A 19123-nucleotide genomic window follows, 5' to 3' on the forward strand; every position below is an offset into this window, starting at 1 on the left:
AAATTGTGCGCCGATTGATCGGATGAGTGCGCACGCTGCCCCTCCGTCTCGCCTTTGGCGAGCCACCTCCCCTGAAGGGGGAGGATCAAATGTTTCGGTTTGCCCGTTTTGCGCCGCCACCAAATTGAGCTACGGCCTTCATCGATGAAGCGGGTGATTTTCAGCGAGCACTATCTGGCGATTCGGCCATGCTGATCGGCAACGGCAGCATGCTCGTTGTCGCCTTGGTGTTCGCCGCCTGGACCGCTGCGGCGATATGGGCACTGGTCACCGGCCTGCAGATGCGCAAGGCTGCGGGCACCGCTCGGCGGCAGCTGCGCAGGCTGACCCGGCTGGTCGAATCGGGCCCTGCCGTGCCGCTGATCGTCCGCTCGGATTCGCGCATCGAAGGCCCGGAAAAAGTCGCCCGGTGGCTGGGCCTGGCCAAGCTGCCACCCTATCTGTCCGAGCTGGCGCAGGAGGGTCGGGGCCTGTCGCGCGAGGCGCTCGACGCGCTGGGCAAGCAGATCACCACCGCGCAGAAGAGCGGCGCTCCGTTCGAGACGGCGATCACTGCTCAGGGATCGAACCGGCGGCTGCGCATCGAGGGAAAACTGGCTGATCCGCAGACAATCGCACCGGGAGCGGTGCTGCTGTGGCTGTATGATGCCACCGAAAGCGAAACCCGCATGGCCGCGCTCGTCGAGGCCGAAGCCGAAGCCAAGCGCGCGTTCGATGCGCTGTCCGGGCTGATCGAGGCCGCACCGATCCCGATGTGGTTCCGCCGCGAGGATCTTTCGCTGCTGCTGGTCAACACCGCCTATGTTCGCGCGGTAGGCGGACCTAGTGCCGCCGAGGTGGCGCAGGCGGGACAGGAACTTGTCGAGACGATCGATGGCCTGACCCCGATGGCGGTGGCCGCCCGGGCAATGGAGAGCAACGCGCCTTCCAGTCGGACCGTCACCACCACGATTGCCGGAACCCGGCGCGCGATGGAGATTGTCGATCTGCCGATCAAGGGCCGCGGTGTGGCGGGCTATGCGATCGACGTGCACGATCTGATTCTCGCGCGGCAGGCGACCGAGCGGTTCCGCGATGCACAGCGCGACATGCTTGACCACCTCTCGGCAGGCGTGGCGCAGTTCGATGCCCAGCGCCGCCTGATCTTCGTCAACCAGCCGTTCGTGCGGATGTTCGCGTTGAAGCCGCAATGGTTGCAGGACGGGCTCGAGTTCGAGCGGCTGATCGACCGCATGCGCGAAGCCGGGCGCGTGCCCGAGGTCCGTGACTTCCCCGCCTGGCGCGACGAGAAGCGCGAATGGTTTCATACCGCTGTGCCCCAGGAAGAGGTGTGGCTGATCGCCGATGGCACGCATCTGCGTGCGATTGTCCAGCCGACGCCCGACAACGGCCTGCTGTTGGTGTTCGAGGATCGCACCGAGCAGGTCCAACTCGCAAGCGCACGCGATACCTTGCTCAGAGTGCGCACCGCGACCTTCAACAATCTGTTCGAAGCGCTTGCGGTGTTCACCTCCGATGGCCGCCTGCATCTGTGGAACACGCGCTTCGGCGCGGTGTGGGATGTCGAGGAAGGCGTGCTGGCCGCGCACCCGCGCGCCGACGAACTGCTCAAGGCGATCGCTCCGCGGCTCAAGCGACCCGCGCAGATTTCCGCGCTGCGCGAGGTGATCCGCGCCGCCACGCTCGACCGCGTCCAGCGCGCCGGGCAGTTGGTGATGAAGGATGGCCGGGTGTTCGATTTCGTCGGCATCCCGCTGCCCGATGCCAGCGCATTGTTCACGATGATCGACGTGTCCGACGCCAAGAAGATGGAAGACGCGCTGCGCGAGCGCAACGAGGCTCTGGTCGAGGCTGATGCGATCAAGACGCGGTTCTTGGCCAATATGAGCTACGAATTCCGCACGCCGCTGACCTCGATTGGCGGCTTTGCCGAACTGCTGGCAAGCGGTGTCGCTGGCCCGCTGTCTGATCAAGGCCAGGATTATGCCAAGGCGATCATCGACTCGGTCGATCGGCTGTCCGCGCAGATCAACATGGTGCTCGATCTGAGCCAGAGCCAGGCGGGCACGCTGCCATTGAAGCTTGAGCCAACCGATATCGGCGCTTTGCTCGTCGATGTCGCCAAGGGCGCATCGGGGCTGGCGGGCGGTCGCAACATCGCGCTCGAGCTCGACGTCAATGGCGGTCCGGGCAGTGCCGAAGTTGATTGCGCGCGCTTCTCGCAGGCGATCAGCGCGGTGGTCGACAACGCGCTGCGCTATACCCAGGAGGGCGGCCGCGTGCTGCTGCTGGGTGACCGCTTCCGAGGCAAGCTGCGCATTGTCGTGTCGGATAATGGCCCCGGCCTGGACGCGCGCGCACAGGCGCGTGCGCTCGATGGCGTGCTGCAGGCGGACGACGCTGGCGGCAAGCCGGTGCAAAAGCGTTCGGGGCTTGGCCTGCCGCTGGCAAAGAACCTGATCGAGGCACACGGCGGACGGATGGAACTGATGAGCGAGCCCGGCGCGGGTACCATTGTCACGATCCTGATGCCATGACAGTCCGGATTGCATCGCTCGAGGCCATGCAGGCGCTGGGCGCCGCATTGGCCGATGTCGCCCAGCCCGGCGATGTCATCGCGCTGTCGGGCGATCTGGGCGCGGGCAAATCGACGTTGGCGCGCGCTATCCTCAAAGCCATGGGCTTTGCAGGCGAGGTGCCCAGCCCGACCTTCGCATTGATCCTGCCCTACGATCCGCCCGAGGTGCGCATCCCCGTCATCCATGCCGATTTCTACCGCCTCGATGGGGCGATGGAGCTCGACGAACTGGGCCTCGATGCAGGCGAGCCGGCGCTGCTGATTGCCGAATGGCCCGAACGCGTCGGTGGACTTGCCGGACCCGACACACTCGAATTGCGGATCGCCGGGACCGATGCTAGCGAGCGCGCGATAACTGCGCAGGCCGGTGTACGCTGGCAGGCGCGCTGGCAGCAGATTGCAGGTGGCAGGTTTTGAACGAACGTAATTCGGTACTCCGGGCATTTGCCGATGCCGCAGGCTGGGGCGCCGCCGAGATCGAGGCGATCCCGGGAGACGCTTCGTTCCGTCGGTATTTCCGGCTGGTCGGGGCAGAGCGCAATGCGATCCTGATGGATGCGCCGCCGCCGGAAGAGGACCCGCGCCCGTTCATCGATGTCGCGCGCTACCTGGCGGCACAAGGTCTGCGCGCGCCCGAAATCCTCGCGGCTGACGCCGATGCGGGACTGGTTCTGCTCGAGGACTTCGGCGATATGCGGATGCGCGAGACCGTCGATGCCGCGGACGCGGCTAGCGAGCGCGCGATCTACGCCCGGGCGATCGAAACGCTGGCGCAGTTGCACGATCGGCCCGCTGCAGGCGTTCCGCTGTACAACCGCGCGGACTATCAGCGCGAAGCCGGGCTGTTCACCGAATGGTATTGTGCCGCGCGGGGACTGGATGTCGATGCAGATGGCTATGCCCGCGCCTGGAGCGCCGTGCTCGATGGGATGGATGACGCCGCCCCGCAGGTAACGGTGCTGCGCGATTACCATTCCGAAAACATCATGCTGCTTGCGGACGGCGGGCAGGGGCTGCTCGATTTTCAGGACGCCCTGGTCGGTGATCCGGCCTATGACCTTGTCTCGCTGCTGCAGGATGCCCGCCGTGATGTCGCGCCCGCGCTTGAGGCGGAGATGATCGGGGCGTATCGCGCGCTGGCCAACCCGGCCTATGATTTCGACACCGCCTATCACGTGCTCGGCGCGCAGCGGAATGCCAAGATCGTCGGCATCTTCGTGCGGCTTTGGAAGCGCGACGGCAAGCCGCGCTATCCGCGGATGATCCCGCGCGTGTGGGCGGCGATGGAGCGCGATCTTGCCCATCCTGCGCTCGCGCCCGTCGCGGCCTGGTTCGATGCCAACATTCCTGCAGAGCTGCGCGATCCCGCCGGCACGCTCGGCGGCGAGTTCGCATTGTGAGCGCGCGCGCGCCCTTTGCTCGCACCGCGATGGTGATGGCAGCGGGTCTTGGCAAGCGGATGCGGCCGCTGACCATCACCACGCCCAAGCCGCTGGTGCGCGTCGGCGGCAAGCCGCTGATCGACCATGTCATGGCGCACCTCGCCGAGGCAGGCATGCAGCGCGTGATCGTCAACGTCCATTATCTCGCCGACGCGCTCGAAGCGCATCTCAAGGCGCGCGACTATCCGTTTGAGCTGATGATTTCGGACGAACGCGATGTGTTGCTCGAAACCGGCGGCGGGCTGGTCAAGGCGCTGCCGTTGATCAAGGAAGACCCGTTCTTCTGCCTCAACAGCGACAATGTCTGGCTGGAGAGCGCGCGCTCGTGCTTCGACGAGCTGCGGGCGGCTTGGGACGATACGCGGATGGATGCGTTGCTGCTGGTGGTGCCACACAGTCGCGCGGGAAATTATCAGGGTGTCGGCGACTTCCACCTCGACCAGATGGGGCGCATCATCCGCCGCCGGCCGGGCCGGGTCGCGCCCTATATCTACACCGGCATCCAGTTGCTGTCGCGCCGCCTGCTCGCCGATGCGCCCGAGGGGGCGTTCTCGACGAATGTGCTTTGGAACCGCGCCATCGCCGCCGACCGACTCTATGGCATCGCGCATCTGGGCCAGTGGTTCGATGTCGGCACTCCGGGTGCCATCGAACCCACGGCAGAGGCACTGTTGAATGCCTGATCCGGGGCAAACCCGCGTGTATGCCATCGGGGCGCAGCGCGGGTTTGCGGACGTTCTGGCGAGCGGTCTGCTCAGCCGGTTTGGCAAGGACCCACTGGCACTGGCGCGGGTGACGCTGCTGATCCCCAACCATCGTGCGGGACGTGCGATCACCGAGGCGCTGGTGCGCCATGCGGCCGACGGGCTGCTGCTGCCGCGCATGGCGCTGATCGGAGATCTCGATCTCGACGAAAGCCTGGGCGCCTTGCTCGATCCGCTGGGCGAGGGCGAAGCGATCCCGCCTGCGGTCGATCCGCTCGAACGGCGGTTCCGGCTGGCGGCGATCATCGCGCGCGAAGGCGCAGGCCGCCCCGGCGCGCACGACCCTGCCGAGGCGCTGCGGCTGGCCAGCGAATATGCCCGCGTGCTCGACCAGTTGCACATCGAAGAGAAGACGCTCGACCAGCTCGATGCGGTGGATGTCGAGGCGGACCTGGCGGATCACTGGGCGCAGGCGCGCGACCTGTTCCTGCGCGTCGGCCGTGCCTGGGCGCAGGAGCTGATCCAGGACGGCCGGATCGATCCCGCCGAGCGCCGCAACCGGCTGCTCGACAAGGCTGCCGATCGCTGGCGCTATCATCCGCCGCAAAGCCCGGTGATCGCCGCCGGGATCACCACATCGGCGCCGGCGATCGCACGATTGCTGCGCAGCATCGCGCATATGCCGCAAGGCATGGTGGTGCTTCCCGGGCTCGATCTGGATATGGATGCGCCGCTCTGGGAGGCGATAGGCGAGCCGGTCCCCGTGACCACGCCGGGAGAGGCGCCGCCCGCAGAACGCCCCGCCGTCACCCATCCGCAATATCATCTCAAGCAATTGCTCCACGCGATGAGCATCGAGCGGGCCGAGGTCGAGCCCTGGCAGCCCGAACCGCGCACCGGATGGATCGCGGACCGCGCCAATTTGCTGCGCAGCATTTTCCTGCCCGCGCGGCTCAGCGACCGCTGGGTTACGTTGCCCGCCGCCGACCGCCGCACCAAGGGCATCCGCATCGTCGAGGCCGAAAATCCTGACGAGGAAGCGCAGGCGATCGCAGTGCTGGTGCGCCAGGCGCTCGAGGTGTCCGGGCGCCGCACCGCGATCGTCACCCCCGATCGCACATTGGCGGCCCGCGTCATTGCCCACCTCAAGCGCTGGAGCATCGAGGCGGACGACAGCGCGGGCGAGGCGTTGCCGGTGACGCCGCCGGGGCGGTTTCTGCTGGCGGTGGCCAACTGCCTGGCGAGCGATTTTGCCCCGGTCGAACTGCTCGATCTGCTCAAGCACCCACTGTCGCAGCCGGGCGAGGGGCGGCTGGCCTGGCTCGACCAGGCCCGTGCGCTCGACATGCGGCTGCGCGGCCCCCGCCCGGCGCAGGGCCTTGCCGGGATCGATGCCAGTATAAGGCAACCAGAGCTTCGCGAATGGTGGACGGGGGCCAAGGCGCTGCTCGCTCCGATTGCGCAATTCCCGCGCGATCCGCAGCCGCTGTCACAGGTCATCGCCGCGATCATCGAGACTGCGCAAGCGCTGAGCCAACAGGCGGTGTGGAACGGGATTGCGGGGCGCTCAGCCTCCGATCTGGTGCAGCAACTGCTCGCGCGCGCGGCGAACCATGACCCGCTTGTTACCGCGAGCCAGGCCGCGACGATCCTGTCACGGCTGATGGCCGAAAAGGCCGTGCGCCCGCCCTTTGGCAAGCACCCGCGCGTGGCGATCTACGGCCTGCTCGAGGCGCGGCTGCAAAGCGCCGACCTCGTCATTTGCGCGGGGCTCAATGAGGGCGTGTGGCCGCAGATTCCGTCGCCCGACCCGTGGCTCGCGCCGATGGTGCGCAATGCGCTGGGACTGCCGCCGCTGGAAATGCGCGTCGGGCTGGCGGCGCAGGATCTGGCAGGCGCGCTCGCGTCGCCCGAGGTGGTGCTGACCCGCGCCCGGCGCGACGGCAGCGCGCCGACGGTCGCGTCGCGCTTTCTGCTGCGGCTGCAGGCGGTCGCGCCCGACAAGGACATGGAAGATACCGCCACTTTGGCGCTGGCCCGCACGCTCGATCGCCGGTTGCCCAAGGTCAGTATCGACAAGCCCGCGCCCCGGCCATCGCGTGCCCAGCGGGCGGTGAAGCTTTCGGTGACCGAGCTCGACCGGCTGCGCGCCGATCCATTCGCGTTCTATGCCAAGCGCATTCTCGGCCTGCGCTCGCTCGACCCGGTCGATGCCGAACCCAGCGCCGCCTGGCGCGGCAGCCTGGTCCACGAGATATTGGAGCTGTGGCACAAGGAGGATGGGCTCGACCCGGCTGCGCTGGTGCCGCGCGCCAACCTGTTTCTGGTGCGCGCCAACGTCCACCCGCTGATCAAGGCTCTGTGGCGGCCTCGGCTGGTGGCCGGGCTGGAGTGGGTGGTCCAGCAGACCTTCGATCTTGCCGAGTCCGGCCGCACGATGCTCGATGCCGAACGCAGCGGCAGCATCCTGGTCGATGGGGTCAAGATTTCGGGCAAGGCCGACCGCATCGACCGCATGCCCGACGGCACTTTGGTGATCGTCGACTACAAGACCGGAAAGCCTCCCTCGGCGGCGCAGGTGCAGACCGGCTTTGCGTTGCAGCTTGGGTTGCTGGGGCTGATGGCCGAGCGCGGCGGCTTTGCCGAGGACGCTGAGCTTCCGCCGATCACCGGCACCGCGCGCGGGTTCGAATATTGGTCGCTGGTGCGGCACAAGGACAGCGAAACGGGATTCGGCTATATCGACAGCCCGGTGCTGCAGGGGCGCAAGCGCAGCGGACTGCCTGCCGAGGACGTGGTCCCGACCAGCGAGAGTTTCCTGCGCGAGGCGCTGGCCGACTGGATCTTGGGCGACGCGCCGTTTGAGGCGAAGCTTGTTCCCGATCATGCGCTGTACACCGAATACGACCAATTGATGCGGCTGGCCGAATGGTATGGCCGCCAGGATGGTCGCACAGGGGGCACGAGATGAGCGGCGCTCCTTCCAGCCTGCATCCGCTGCACGGCGACCAGGCGCGGGCCGTGGCGCCCGCCGACCAGGTGTGGCTCAGCGCTTCGGCGGGCACCGGCAAGACGCAGGTGCTCACCGCGCGGGTGTTTCGCCTGCTGCTCGAGCCCGGCGTCAATCCGGACGCGATCCTGTGCCTGACCTTCACCAAGGCCGGCGCCAGCGAAATGGCCAACCGGATCAACGCGCAGCTCGCCGCCTGGGTGCGGATGAGCGACACCGCCCTGGGCGCGGACCTGCGCTGCATCGGCGCGCCGGTCGATCCCGACACACTCACCCGCGCGCGCCGCCTGTTTGCACGCGTGCTCGATGCGCCGCAGGGCGGCCTGCGCATCCAGACGATCCACAGCTTCTGCCAGTCGTTGCTGGCCAGCTTTCCCGAAGAGGCGGGGCTTGCCCCCGGCTTCCGCCCGATCGAGGACCGCGACCGGGTGCAACGGGCGCGCGACACGCTGGGTGCGATGCTGGTCGAGGCCGCGCGCAACGGCGACACGCGGCTGTCCGAAAATCTCGAAGCTTTGAGCCTGCGGATGGGGGCGGAGGCGACCGAGAAATTTCTGATGCGGTGCGCCGCAAAGCCCGATGCGATGGATGCGCTAAAAGGCGACATCCGCCCCTATATCAATGCGGCATTGGGCCTGAAGAGGGACGAGGACGGCAGCGATCTCGCGCGTCTGTGCAGCGACAGCCTGTTCGACATCGACAATCTGGAGGCGCTGCAGGAAAGCAACGTCGGCTGGGGCACCGCTACAGGTCAGAAGCATGCCGATGCGATCCAGACCTGGCTCGATATGGGCGATGACGAGCGGCTCGAGCATCTCGATCTGATCTGGGGCGTCGTGGCGATCGCCAACGGCAATCTGCGGTCCTTCACCCAGTCGCCCAAAAAGGTCGATCCCGATTACCCGTTCAAGGCCGAAAGCCTGTATTCCGACCTGCTCTCGCTCAAGGAGCACACTGCGCTGATCGGCTTTTCGGGCGAATATGCCCGCGCGCTCGAGGTCGGCCGTGCGTTCGCCTGGAGCTTCGCCGAAGCCAAGCGCCAGGCCGGACTGCTTGACTTCGACGACCTGATCCGCGCGGCGGCAGACCTGCTCTCCGGTCGGAGCATGGCGCAATGGATCGCATACAAGCTCGACCAGCGCTTCGACCATGTTCTGGTCGACGAGGCACAGGACACCAACCCCAATCAATGGGCGATCGTCAACGGACTGATCGCCGACTATTTCTCAGGGATGGGCAGCAAGACGGACCGGTTCCGCACCTTGTTCACAGTGGGTGATTTCAAGCAGGCGATCTTCGGATTCCAGGGCACCAGCCCGCAATATTATGCCGCCGCCCGCCACCGCATCGGTGCCCATGCGCGCGATGCCGGCCAAGCTTTCCTCGACCTCAGCCTTGATCGCAGCTTCCGTTCGACCCAGCCGGTGCTCGACATGGTCGATGCGGTTCTGGGCGATCTGGGACCGGCGGCCTTGGGCATCGCCGATGACGGCCTGCCTTTGCACGAAGGGCGTGCGGGGCCAGGCGCGGTTGAACTGTGGCGCCCGGTAGGCGAGGGCGTCGAGACCGAGGATGGCGAGACCGACGTGGGGCCGGAGGGCGAGATCGCAGAGGAATGGCTGTCCGGCGCCGAACTTCGCTTCGCGCACCAATTGGCCGACCGCATCGCGCGCTGGCTCGATCCGGCATCACCCGACCGGCTGTGGCTGGCGCGACGGTCGGACGGCAGCGCGGGCTGGGCCGGGGCAGGCGATATCATGGTGCTGCTGCGGCGGCGCGGTGACCTTGCTTCGCTGATCGTGGCGCGGTTGTATGCGGCTGGCGTTCCGGTGGCAGGGATCGACCGGCTGCGGCTGGGCCAGCCGCTGGCGGTGCAGGATCTGGTCGCGGCCATCCGCTTCGCGCTGCAGCCGCTCGACGACCTGACCTGCGCTGCTTTGCTGGTCTCGCCTTTGTGCGGCTGGACGCAGGAAGAGCTGCTGCACTATGGCCATCGTCCGGACAAGCGCGCGCTGTGGCCGCATCTGCGCGATCAGGCGCGCGACGATCCGGCGGTGCAGGCGCGGATCGAGGGGCTCTACGCGTTGCTCGGCATGGCCGATTTCGGCACCGCCTATGACTTCCTCGAACAGGTTCTGAGCGGCCCGGTGCAGGGGCGGGCGAAACTGGTCGCACGGCTGGGCGAGGAAGCGCTGGATCCGATCGCCGAGCTGCTGTCGCTGGCGCAGAAGTTCGCAGCATCCCATGACGGCGGGCTCCAGGCCTTCCTCCACTGGTTCGATGCCGGGGATGAAGAGATCAAGCGCGAGCTTTCTGGCCAGTCGGACATGGTGCGGGTGATGACCGTGCACGGGTCGAAGGGCTTGCAGGCGCCGATCGTGGTTCTTGCCGACGCCTGTGTCGATCCGACGCGCAAGGTGGACAGCAGCTTCGACTGGCCGGTCGAGATTACCGGGCTCGACGCGGTGATCGATCTTCCGGTCTACAACCTGCGCAAGGCGGAAAGGGCAGGTCCTCTCGCCGAAGCGCACGATGCAGCGCGCGCGGCGGATATGGAGGAGCATTGGCGGCTGCTCTATGTCGCGATGACCCGCGCCGCCGAGCGGCTGTATATCGGCGGCACATTGGGGCGGCGCGCCAAGGAACCGCCTGAGCTGAGCTGGTACGCGCTGATCGAACGCAGCTTCATGGCATTGGGCTGCGACTGGATCGATGAGGGTGAGGGCGCGTGCCGCCGTTTCGGTGTTGGCGGGGTGCCATCCGAAGCGGCGATAGGCGGGGCGGCATCTTCTCCTGCCAAAGCCATGCCGTTGCCCGATTGGGCGCTGACCCCTGCCGCGCCCGAGCAGCGCCCGCCGAGCCCGCTGGCGCCATCGTCGCTGGGCAAAGACGACAGTGCGAGCCCACCTTTCTTCGGCGCGGACCTTGCCAGGGCGGCGCTGCGCGGGCTGATCATGCACAGCCTGTTCGAACGCCTGCCCACTGTCGCGCCCGATCAGCGGCGTGCCGCGGCGCGGCGGTGGCTGGCGAGCCAGCACCAGATCACGGACGATGCCGAGGCCAATGGCATTATCGATTCAGTCTGCGCGGTGCTCGAGCACCCCGATTGGGCCGATATCTTCGGCGACCAGGCCCTGGCCGAAGCGCCGATCGCTGCGGTCGTGGGCCTGAACGTGGTGACCGGCACCGTCGACCGGTTGCTGATCGAGCCCGACCGCGTGCTGGTGGTCGATTTCAAGACCAGCCGGCGCCCGCCGCGATCGCTCGAGGCGCTGCCGGTGGCGCATGTGCGGCAGATGGCGGCCTATGTCTCGGCGCTGCGGCTGATCTTTCCCGGACGCGTCGTGCAGGCCGGGTTGCTCTACACCGCGACGCCTCAGCTGTTCGTGCTGCCCGACGCCTTGCTGGCTGCGACGAAGCTGGACTAACGGGCGCGACATGAATAGTTGCAAGCTCACGCCTTGAGCACGCCCATCGCCGCGCTTACATTGCTGATCAAGTCACCAAAAAGGAGTTACCCCCGATGGCCACCACCGCAATCAGCGATGCAAGCTTCGATGCCGATGTGCTGAAGTCCGACAAACCCGTTCTGGTCGATTTCTGGGCCGAATGGTGCGGCCCCTGCAAGATGATCGGTCCCGCTCTCGAAGAAATCAGCGACGAATTGGGCGACAAGGTCACGATCGCCAAGATCAACATCGACGACAACCCGGACGCCCCCGCCAAGTACGGCGTGCGCGGCATCCCGACGATGATCCTGTTCGACAAGGGCCAGATCGTCGAAACCAAGGTCGGCGCGGCTCCCAAGAGCGCGCTGAAGAGCTGGCTTGAAGGCGCGCTTCCCGGTTGATGGAAACATGCTCGAAAATGGTGTAATCCCTGAGCCCATGTCGGCTCAGATAGGTCATAATCGCGCTTTGGGCTTCAAGCCGACAAAGGGCGTGAGCATGTATGCCATTGTCTTCGATCTCGATACCACCGTGTTGCAGACCGCCTACCACAATGCCTCTTGGAACAACGCCTATTCCGATATCCGAAGGGTATTGGAAGCGCGCGGTTTCGAGTGGCAGCAGGGGTCGACCTATTTCGGCAACGACACGGTGACTCCGGTCGATTGCGTGCTGGCTGTCCAGCAGCTTCGCCGCGAGTATGACTGGTTCAAGCCCTCGGTTCGCGACATCCGCATGTTGCGGATCGAGGAAAACAACGACCTTGGGCCGGCAATAGAATAATCAGGCCAATATCGCCGCTGCCTCGTCCCACAGCCGGGGGGAGGCGGCGGCGATCATGCCCGTACGCTTGTCGCCGGGCAGATAGCGCGAGCCGTCAAGCCGCGCCGCCTTGCCGCCCGCTTCCTCCACGAACAGCACACCGGCCGCATGGTCCCAGGGCAGAGTGCGCTCGAACAAGGTCACGTCGTTCTCGCCCAGCACCAGCCGGGGATACTGCTCGGCGGCACAGCGCGGTATGTCGACGAGGCGGAATTTGCCCTCCGCCGCCGCGTTGATCGCGCTGCGGCGCGGTTCGGGAATAAACAGCGTCGAAATCGCGGCCACGGGCAATGCCTCGCCGCTCTCGCGCGCGGTCACCAAAACCTCGTTGATGAACGCGCCGCCGCCGCGAACCGCGTGGCACATGCGGTCGGCGAGCGGATCATAGAGCCAGCCTGCGACCGTCTCCCCGCCTTCGATCAGTGCGATCAGGATACCGAAGGGCGGATGGCCGTGCGCGTAATTGTGGGTGCCGTCGATCGGATCAATGATCCACGCGGTCGTGTCGTTTACGCGGTCGATCAATGCCGGATCGGCCTCGACTGCCTCTTCGCCGACGATGCTGGCCTCAGGCAGGATTGCCGCCAGCCCGGCACTCAGCCTCCGCTCGCTCTCCTTGTCGGCGAAGGTCACCAGATCGCCTGGCGACTTCTCGTCGATCTGGGAGGCGCTGAGCTCCTGATAATGGTGCAGCACCACGTCGCGCGCAACGGTGCGGATCAGGGCGGAAACCGGGGCGTGGAGCGGGTGCAAGGCCGTCAGCTCCGGTAGTCGGCGTTGATCGAGATATAGCCGTGCGTCAGGTCGCAGGTCCACACCGTGGCGCGGCCATCGCCAAGACCGAGGTCGGCCTCCACGAGGATATCCTGTCCCTTGAGGTGCGCTGCGACAGGCGCTTCGTCATAGCCTTCCACGACGACGCCCTGCGCGGCCACCTCGACGCCGCCAAAGCGGATCGCCAATAGGTCGCGCTCGGCGGGCTCGCCAGCCTTGCCGACCGCCATCACCACGCGGCCCCAGTTCGCGTCCTCGCCCGCGATCGCGGTCTTGACCAGGGGCGAGTTGGCAATGCTGAGCGCGATCCGATGCGCGCTGTCGTCCGATGTCGCGCCGGTGACGCGGACTTCGATGAACTTGCTCGCGCCTTCGCCATCGCGCACCACCAGATGCGCCAGCTGGCGGCACAGATCGGCAAGCGCGGCGGCGAACGCATCTGCGCCCAGGCTGTCCATCGTCTCGAGGCGGGGATGCCCGGCCTGGCCGGTGGCGAAGGCGAGCACGGTATCGCTGGTCGAGGTATCGCTGTCGACGGTGATGCAATTGAAGGTGTTGCGGTTGGCCGCGCCCAGCATGTCCTGCAGCAACGCCGGGGCAATCGCGGCATCGGTGAAGATATAGCCCAACATCGTCGCCATGTCGGGCGCGATCATCCCCGAACCCTTGATCACGCCGACCAGTTCGACCCTCTGGTCGCCGATCAACGCGCTGGTGGTCGCGGCCTTGGCGAAGGTGTCGGTGGTGCCGATCGCATCGGTGAGATCGCGCCACGAGCAAGGCGAAGCGTCAAACGCCGCCTCCAGCCCGGCACGCGCCTTGTCCTGCGGCAGCGGCACACCGATCACGCCGGTGGCCGAAACGAAGACGTGTTCGGTCGCGCACTGCAACTGCGCCGACACCGTATCGACCACCATCTGCACCGCGGCGCGGCCCTTGCCGCCGGTGAACGCATTAGCGTTGCCCGCGCTGACCACCAATGCGCGCGCCTGGCCCTGAGCCAGCGCGCTGCGGCACCATTCGACCTCGGGTGAGGGGCACTTGCTGGTGGTGGTGACACCCGCGACGCTGGTGCCGGGTGCCATTTCGACGAAGCTCAGGTCGCAGCGGTCCCAGTCCTTGTAGCGTGCGCGCGCGACGCGCGGGGTGACGCCCGCGATGATCGGCAGATCGGGGAAGGGGAGCGCGAGCGGCGATACCGAATGGGACATCATGCAATCCAGAAAAACCAACACTGTACCCGGCACTAAACCGGAAAAAACTGCGCGCAAGCTTTTTGCCCGGTAGTCGGGCGGATGGTGTCAGGATTGTTTTGGGAAATGTCCTTGGTGCGGGCGGTGGGACTCGAACCCACACTCCTTGCGGAACCGGATTTTGAGTCCGGCGCGTCTACCATTCCACCACGCCCGCCAAGCAGCGGCAGCCTATAACGGTTCGCAAAATTCCTGCAACCCGCAAAAGCCGCCGCTGGTGTGGCTGTGCCTCAGAGCTTCAGATCGCGGTCAATCGCCTTTTGCGTCGCGCTGCCATAAGGCGGCAGAAATCCGCCCAACTTGGCAACATCGATGCGCGGCTGGCTGTAGATCGACTTGGCGTGGCTGAAAGTCCGGAAGCCGTCGAGCCCGTGATAGGCGCCCATGCCCGAGGGGCCGACACCGCCGAACGGCAGGTCTTCCATCGCGACGTGGAAGATCGTGTCGTTGAGCGTGACGCCGCCCGAGACCGTGCGGTCGGTCACGCGCTTGGCCTCGTCGGCATTGTCGCCGAAATAATACAGCGCCAGCGGACGGTCGCGGCCGTTGACGTAATCGATCGCCTCATCGACGGTGATATAGGTTTTCACCGGCAGGATCGGGCCGAAGATCTCGTCCTGCATCACCTTCATGTCGTCGGTGACATTGCGCAGGATATGCAGCGGCATCTTGCGGCTGTTGGCCGACTTGAAGTCTTCGCCCGCCGGATTGACCTCGATCACCTCGGCGCCCTTGTCGCGGGCGTCGTCGAGATAGCTGTTGAGCCGTTGGTGATGGCGCTCGTTGACCACGGCGGTGTAATCGTCATTGCCCAGCAGCGTGGGATATAGCGTGCTCGCCGACTGCTTGATGTTCTCGATGATCTCGTTCTCGTCTTCACGCGCGACATAGAGATAATCGGGCGCGATGCAGATCTGGCCGGCGTTGAGCATCTTGCCCATGGTGACGCGCTGCGCCGCCTTGGCCTTGTCGGCGTCGCGGCCGATGATCGCGGGCGACTTGCCGCCCAGCTCCAGCGTGACCGGAACCAGGTTCTTCGCAGCAGCGCGCATGATGTGGTGGCCGACGCTGGTCGCGCCGGTGAACAGAAGATGGTTGAACGGCAGTTCGGAAAACGCCTCGCCGACATCGGGTCCGCCGGTGAAGAAGGCGACTTCGCTGGCATCAAAGAATTGCGGTCCGAGCTTGGCGAGCAAATTCGATGTGTTTTCGGTATATTCGCTGTTCTTGATCATCACCCGGTTGCCCGCAGCGAGCGCACCGATGGCGGGGGTCAGGCACAGCTGGATCGGGAAATTCCACGGCGCGATGATGCCGACGACGCCCAACGGCTGATATTCGACGCGCGCGCGCGCACCGAGCAGTCCCAGCGGAAACTGCACCGGGCGCTTTTCGGCTTTCGCCCAGCCGTCCATGTGCTTGAGCGTGTGGCGCGCGCAGTTGAGCACGCTGACGATGTCGGTCATCTTCGACTGCTCGGCGCTGCGATGGCCGAAATCCTCGCTCATCGCGGCGACCAGCGCATCGGCGTTGTCGTGGACCATCTTCATCACCCGACGAATGCGGTCCTTGCGCACGGCCATCGGCACCGGAAGCTCGGCCAGGAACGCAGCTTTCTGCCGGTCCAGAATTTCGCTGAGCTGATCAGCCTTGAGGGGGGCGTCAATCGTGGTCGCCATTCTTCGTCTCCCGTTAGGATTTTCGCACATGGACTAGCGCGATGGATTGCGAACTCAGTTGGCTTGGCACCCATGCCTGAGTGCGGCCGTTCGCATTATTTCGCCGGCGTCAGCTTGAGCAAACGGCCCTTGGATCCGCGTGCGCCGTCCTCGAGCACCCAGATCGCGCCATCGGGACCCTGTTCGACTTCGCGGATGCGCGCGTCCATCGCCCAGTTGTCGGCCTTTTCAGCGTTTTCGCCGTCCAGCTTGACCCGGACCAGCGCCTGACCGCTCAAGCCGCCAATAAAGGCGCTGTTCTTCCAGGCCGGGAAAAGGTCGCCGGTATAGATCATCAGGCTGCTCGGCGAGATTACCGGCGTCCAGGAAAGCTTCGGCGCGGTAAAGCCATCGTCGGCCGAATGATCGGGGATGTCGCGGCCGTCATAATGGTCGCCATTGGACACCTTGGGGTAGCCGTAGTTCGCGTTACGCTTTACCAGGTTGAGCTCGTCGCCGCCCTTCGGACCCATTTCCGATGTCCAAAGATTGCCGCTGGTATCAAACGCCAGGCCCAGCGGATTGCGATGGCCATACGACCAGATCTGCGCCTTGATGCGGCCCTGGTTGTACATCGGGTTGTCCGACGGAATGCCACCGGTCGGCGTCAATCTCACGACCTTGCCGAGGTTCTGCTCGAGGTCCTGCGCCGGATCGAACTTCTGCCGCTCGCCCGAAGAGATGTACATCATGCCATCGGGCCCGAACGCGATGCGGTGACCGTAATGGCCCTTGCCGCTGACCTTGGGCTCCTGACGCCAGATTACCTGAAGGTCGTCCAGGCTCGCACTGCCGTCCTCGGCGGTGACCATCTTGGCGCGCGCCACGGCGGCACCGCTGGTATCGCCTTCACCGGCTTCTGCGAAGCTCAGATAGACATAATTGTCGTTGGTAAAGTCGGGCGAAAGCACGACATCGCCCAGGCCGCCCTGGCCGCCATAAGCGACCTTGGGGATGCCCGAGACATCGACCATCGACGGTTTGTTATCGGCGCCGAAGCTGACCAGCTTGAGCACGCCCTTTTTCTCGGTGACCAGCGCGCGGCCATCCGGAAGAAACGTCATCGCCCAAGGCTCGTCGAATGTGGCGATCGCGGCTGTCTCGAAGGGCAGGCGATCAACCGGCGAAATCGCCGCGACTTCGGTTTCGGTGTCGCCGCTGGCCACGGCTTCTTCGCTGCTGGTGCACGCAATCAGGATAAGCGGCATGGCTGCGCTCAGGGTCAGTCGGTGCATCAGGTGAACTCCATTTTTCATGAAAACGATCATCGTCATCCAGTGAGATATTGCAAACGATTCGGGACAATTTCGCGCGAACCGGTGATGCGCTCGAGACGACGCTTGCGGTCGCAAAAGCCTTGCGGCACAGACGCACGATGACCCGTCCCGGTTCCCTGGTATCGCCCGAATTCCCTTCGTCTTCCGCCGCTTGCGGTTCGGTGGCCGGAGTCGATGAAGCGGGCAGGGGGCCGCTGGCGGGGCCGGTGGTTGCTGCCGCGGTTATCCTGTGCCCCGACGGGATCACCGGTCTCGCCGACAGCAAGGTGCTGAGCGCAGGCCAGCGCGCGCGATTGGAAGCTGAAATTCGCGCGCATTGCGTGTTCGGCATCGGCGTGGCGAGCGTCGAAGAAATCGACGCGATCAATATCCTTCAGGCGACGATGCTGGCGATGACTCGCGCGGTCGAGGCGCTGCGCGATGCTCCCGGCCATGTGCTGGTCGATGGCAACCGGTTGCCGCGCTGGAGCTATAGTGCCGAGGCGATCGTCAAGGGCGATGCGCTGCATCCGTGCATTTCTGCCGCCTCGATCCTCGCCAAGCAGGAGCGTGACCGCATGATGCAGGCAGCCGCCGCGCAGCACCCGCATTATGGCTGGGAGCGCAATATGGGCTATGGAACGCCCGAGCACCTTGCCGCCTTGCGCGAGCATGGCCCGTGCGCGCTCCATCGGCGCAGCTTTGCTCCAGTGGCGCAGGCAATGCTGCTGTAAGGCGATTTGAGGCACTTTTTTTGAGCGCCGAGTCCTTGGTGTCACACCACTATCCCTTGAGTCCCCAGGCGTTAACAAGACTCAACATCTGGATTTGGACTCATTGTGTTCTGCCGTCGCGATGTGTCGTTAACCATTTCAACACACGGAATCCCTAGGGTTTTGGCCTTGACCGATGGTCGCCGAGGACTCATGCAGGGCCCTGTTACAGGGCAAGCGGGGGTAAAGAATGGTTTTGACTGGCGAGATGATGGCGCCTGTGGTGCGCAAGGCAAAGGCGCCTGTGCGCGCCCGGCCTGCGGCCAAGCCCGAGCTGCCCCTGGGCCAGATTTTGCGTGGCGACTGCATCGAGGAAATGCGCAAGCTGCCGACCGGTTCGATCGACATGATCTTTGCCGACCCGCCCTACAATCTGCAGCTGGGCGGCGATCTGTTCCGGCCCGAGGGCGGCCGCGTCGATGCTGTCGACAACGATTGGGACAAGTTCGATACCTTCGCCGCCTATGACCGCTTCACCCGCGAGTGGATGACCGAGGCGCAACGCATCCTCAAGTCCGACGGCTCGATGTGGGTGATCGGCAGCTATCACAACATCTTCCGCGTCGGCGCGACGCTGCAGGACCTGGGCTTCTGGATCCTCAACGACATCGTCTGGCGCAAGGCCAACCCGATGCCCAATTTCCGCGGCACGCGCTTCACCAATGCGCACGAGACGCTGATCTGGGCCTCGCGCGACGAGAAATCGAAGTACACCTTCAACTATCGCGCGATGAAGACGCTCAACGACGAACTCCAGATGCGCTCCGACTGGGTGATCCCGATCTGCGGTGGCCAGGAACGCTTGAAGCGCGGCGGCGTCAAGGCACACCCGACGCAGAAGCCCGAGGCTTTGCTCTATCGCATCCTGCTCGCCTGCACCAATCCGGGCGACGTGGTGCTCGATCCGTTCTTCGGCACCGGCACCACCGGCGCAGTCGCCAAAAGGCTAGGCCGCGAGTGGATCGGCTGCGAGCGCGACGACACCTATATCGATGTTGCTGAAGAGCGTATCGCCGCCGCGCTGCCGCTCGATGAATCGGGCTTGAAGACGATGCAGTCGCCCAAGAGCCAGCCGCGCGTCGCCTTCGGCACATTGGTCGAAACCGGCTATGTCCAGGTCGGCGCAGTGCTCATGGACAAGGCGGGCAAGCACCGCGCCACCGTCCGCGCCGATGGCTCGCTGCTCACCGGCGACCTGACCGGATCGATCCACAAGGTCGGCGCGACCCTGCAGAACGCGCCATCGTGCAACGGCTGGACCTATTGGCATATCGAGACCAATGCGGGTCTCAAGCCGATCGACAGCCTGCGTCAGACCTATCTGCTCGCCACCGAGCCCTGAGG

General features: G+C 65.5%; 14 protein-coding genes and 1 tRNA gene. 10 read left to right on the forward strand and 5 right to left on the reverse strand.

Annotation, left to right across the window (positions count from 1 at the left end):
• Positions 1 to 188 precede the first annotated feature (188 nt).
• The 8 genes from QUV11_RS00495 (at position 189) to QUV11_RS00530 (ending at position 11966) form a co-directional block, all read left to right on the forward strand.
• Positions 189 to 2537 (forward strand): PAS domain-containing sensor histidine kinase, encoded by a 2349-nt coding sequence (locus QUV11_RS00495; protein ID WP_300879949.1) that lies wholly within the window; start codon positions 189 to 191, stop codon positions 2535 to 2537.
• Positions 2534 to 2995, forward strand: coding sequence for a tRNA (adenosine(37)-N6)-threonylcarbamoyltransferase complex ATPase subunit type 1 TsaE (gene tsaE, locus QUV11_RS00500; protein ID WP_300879950.1), 462 nt, complete (start codon positions 2534 to 2536; stop codon positions 2993 to 2995). Before QUV11_RS00495 ends, tsaE begins: the two co-directional genes overlap by 4 nt.
• A complete protein-coding gene (locus QUV11_RS00505) occupies positions 2992 to 3978 on the forward strand; it encodes a phosphotransferase (protein WP_300879951.1) in 987 nt (328 codons plus the stop codon). The genes tsaE and QUV11_RS00505 overlap by 4 nt, the downstream gene beginning before the upstream one ends.
• A gap of 29 nt (positions 3979 to 4007) precedes the next feature.
• Positions 4008 to 4703 (forward strand): nucleotidyltransferase family protein, encoded by a 696-nt coding sequence (locus QUV11_RS00510; protein ID WP_300880048.1) that lies wholly within the window; start codon positions 4008 to 4010, stop codon positions 4701 to 4703.
• Positions 4696 to 7695 (forward strand): PD-(D/E)XK nuclease family protein, encoded by a 3000-nt coding sequence (locus QUV11_RS00515; protein WP_300879952.1) that lies wholly within the window; start codon positions 4696 to 4698, stop codon positions 7693 to 7695. Before QUV11_RS00510 ends, QUV11_RS00515 begins: the two co-directional genes overlap by 8 nt.
• The gene (addA, locus tag QUV11_RS00520; protein ID WP_300879953.1) at positions 7692 to 11162 is read left to right on the forward strand and encodes a double-strand break repair helicase AddA; all 3471 of its coding nucleotides are present in this window, start codon (positions 7692 to 7694) and stop codon (positions 11160 to 11162) included. The genes QUV11_RS00515 and addA overlap by 4 nt, the downstream gene beginning before the upstream one ends.
• Positions 11163 to 11257: 95 nt before the next feature.
• Positions 11258 to 11584, forward strand: coding sequence for a thioredoxin TrxA (gene trxA, locus QUV11_RS00525; RefSeq protein WP_300879954.1), 327 nt, complete (start codon positions 11258 to 11260; stop codon positions 11582 to 11584).
• The gene (locus tag QUV11_RS00530; protein ID WP_300879955.1) at positions 11562 to 11966 is read left to right on the forward strand and encodes a virulence factor; all 405 of its coding nucleotides are present in this window, start codon (positions 11562 to 11564) and stop codon (positions 11964 to 11966) included. Before trxA ends, QUV11_RS00530 begins: the two co-directional genes overlap by 23 nt.
• Here the strand turns inward: QUV11_RS00530 and QUV11_RS00535 are convergent, their stop codons facing one another.
• The 5 genes from QUV11_RS00535 to QUV11_RS00555 all read right to left on the reverse strand — a co-directional run bounded on the left by QUV11_RS00535 (position 11967) and on the right by QUV11_RS00555 (position 16985).
• Entirely contained in the window at positions 11967 to 12758 is a 792-nt protein-coding gene (locus tag QUV11_RS00535) for an inositol monophosphatase (protein ID WP_300879956.1), read from the reverse strand.
• Positions 12759 to 12763: 5 nt separating this feature from the next.
• The gene (gene argJ, locus QUV11_RS00540) at positions 12764 to 13990 is read right to left on the reverse strand and encodes a bifunctional glutamate N-acetyltransferase/amino-acid acetyltransferase ArgJ (RefSeq protein WP_300879957.1); all 1227 of its coding nucleotides are present in this window, start codon (positions 13988 to 13990) and stop codon (positions 12764 to 12766) included.
• 115 nt (positions 13991 to 14105) lie between these two features.
• Positions 14106 to 14189 (reverse strand) — tRNA-Leu (locus QUV11_RS00545).
• Positions 14190 to 14262: 73 nt separating this feature from the next.
• Complete coding sequence (locus tag QUV11_RS00550) at positions 14263 to 15711, reverse strand: coniferyl aldehyde dehydrogenase (protein WP_300879958.1); 1449 nt, start codon at positions 15709 to 15711, stop codon at positions 14263 to 14265.
• Positions 15712 to 15806: 95 nt separating this feature from the next.
• Positions 15807 to 16985, reverse strand: coding sequence for a PQQ-dependent sugar dehydrogenase (locus QUV11_RS00555; RefSeq protein ID WP_300879959.1), 1179 nt, complete (start codon positions 16983 to 16985; stop codon positions 15807 to 15809).
• 140 nt (positions 16986 to 17125) lie between these two features.
• Here QUV11_RS00555 and QUV11_RS00560 point away from each other — a divergent pair, with 140 nt between their 5' ends.
• The gene (locus tag QUV11_RS00560) at positions 17126 to 17740 is read left to right on the forward strand and encodes a ribonuclease HII (RefSeq protein WP_300879960.1); all 615 of its coding nucleotides are present in this window, start codon (positions 17126 to 17128) and stop codon (positions 17738 to 17740) included.
• A 229-nt stretch (positions 17741 to 17969) separates the two neighbouring features.
• A complete protein-coding gene (locus tag QUV11_RS00565) occupies positions 17970 to 19121 on the forward strand; it encodes a site-specific DNA-methyltransferase (RefSeq protein WP_300879961.1) in 1152 nt (383 codons plus the stop codon).
• Positions 19122 to 19123 lie beyond the last annotated feature (2 nt).

Origin of the sequence: Blastomonas sp. (assembly GCF_030373265.1) — a bacterium.
Classification (GTDB): domain Bacteria; phylum Pseudomonadota; class Alphaproteobacteria; order Sphingomonadales; family Sphingomonadaceae; genus Blastomonas.

Bases quoted from the DNA above. Each gene is read 5' to 3' on its own strand.
- trxA (WP_300879954.1), top strand. From the start codon at position 11,258: ATGGCCACCACCGCAATCAGCGATGCAAGCTTCGATGCCGATGTGCTG.
- QUV11_RS00555 (WP_300879959.1), bottom strand. From the start codon at position 16,985: ATGCACCGACTGACCCTGAGCGCAGCCATGCCGCTTATCCTGATTGCG.
- QUV11_RS00495 (WP_300879949.1), top strand. From the start codon at position 189: ATGCTGATCGGCAACGGCAGCATGCTCGTTGTCGCCTTGGTGTTCGCC.
- QUV11_RS00550 (WP_300879958.1), bottom strand. From the start codon at position 15,711: ATGGCGACCACGATTGACGCCCCCCTCAAGGCTGATCAGCTCAGCGAA.
- tsaE (WP_300879950.1), top strand. From the start codon at position 2,534: ATGACAGTCCGGATTGCATCGCTCGAGGCCATGCAGGCGCTGGGCGCC.
- addA (WP_300879953.1), top strand. From the start codon at position 7,692: ATGAGCGGCGCTCCTTCCAGCCTGCATCCGCTGCACGGCGACCAGGCG.
- QUV11_RS00560 (WP_300879960.1), top strand. From the start codon at position 17,126: ATGACCCGTCCCGGTTCCCTGGTATCGCCCGAATTCCCTTCGTCTTCC.
- QUV11_RS00565 (WP_300879961.1), top strand. From the start codon at position 17,970: ATGGTTTTGACTGGCGAGATGATGGCGCCTGTGGTGCGCAAGGCAAAG.
- argJ (WP_300879957.1), bottom strand. From the start codon at position 13,990: ATGTCCCATTCGGTATCGCCGCTCGCGCTCCCCTTCCCCGATCTGCCG.
- QUV11_RS00515 (WP_300879952.1), top strand. From the start codon at position 4,696: ATGCCTGATCCGGGGCAAACCCGCGTGTATGCCATCGGGGCGCAGCGC.
- QUV11_RS00510 (WP_300880048.1), top strand. From the start codon at position 4,008: ATGGTGATGGCAGCGGGTCTTGGCAAGCGGATGCGGCCGCTGACCATC.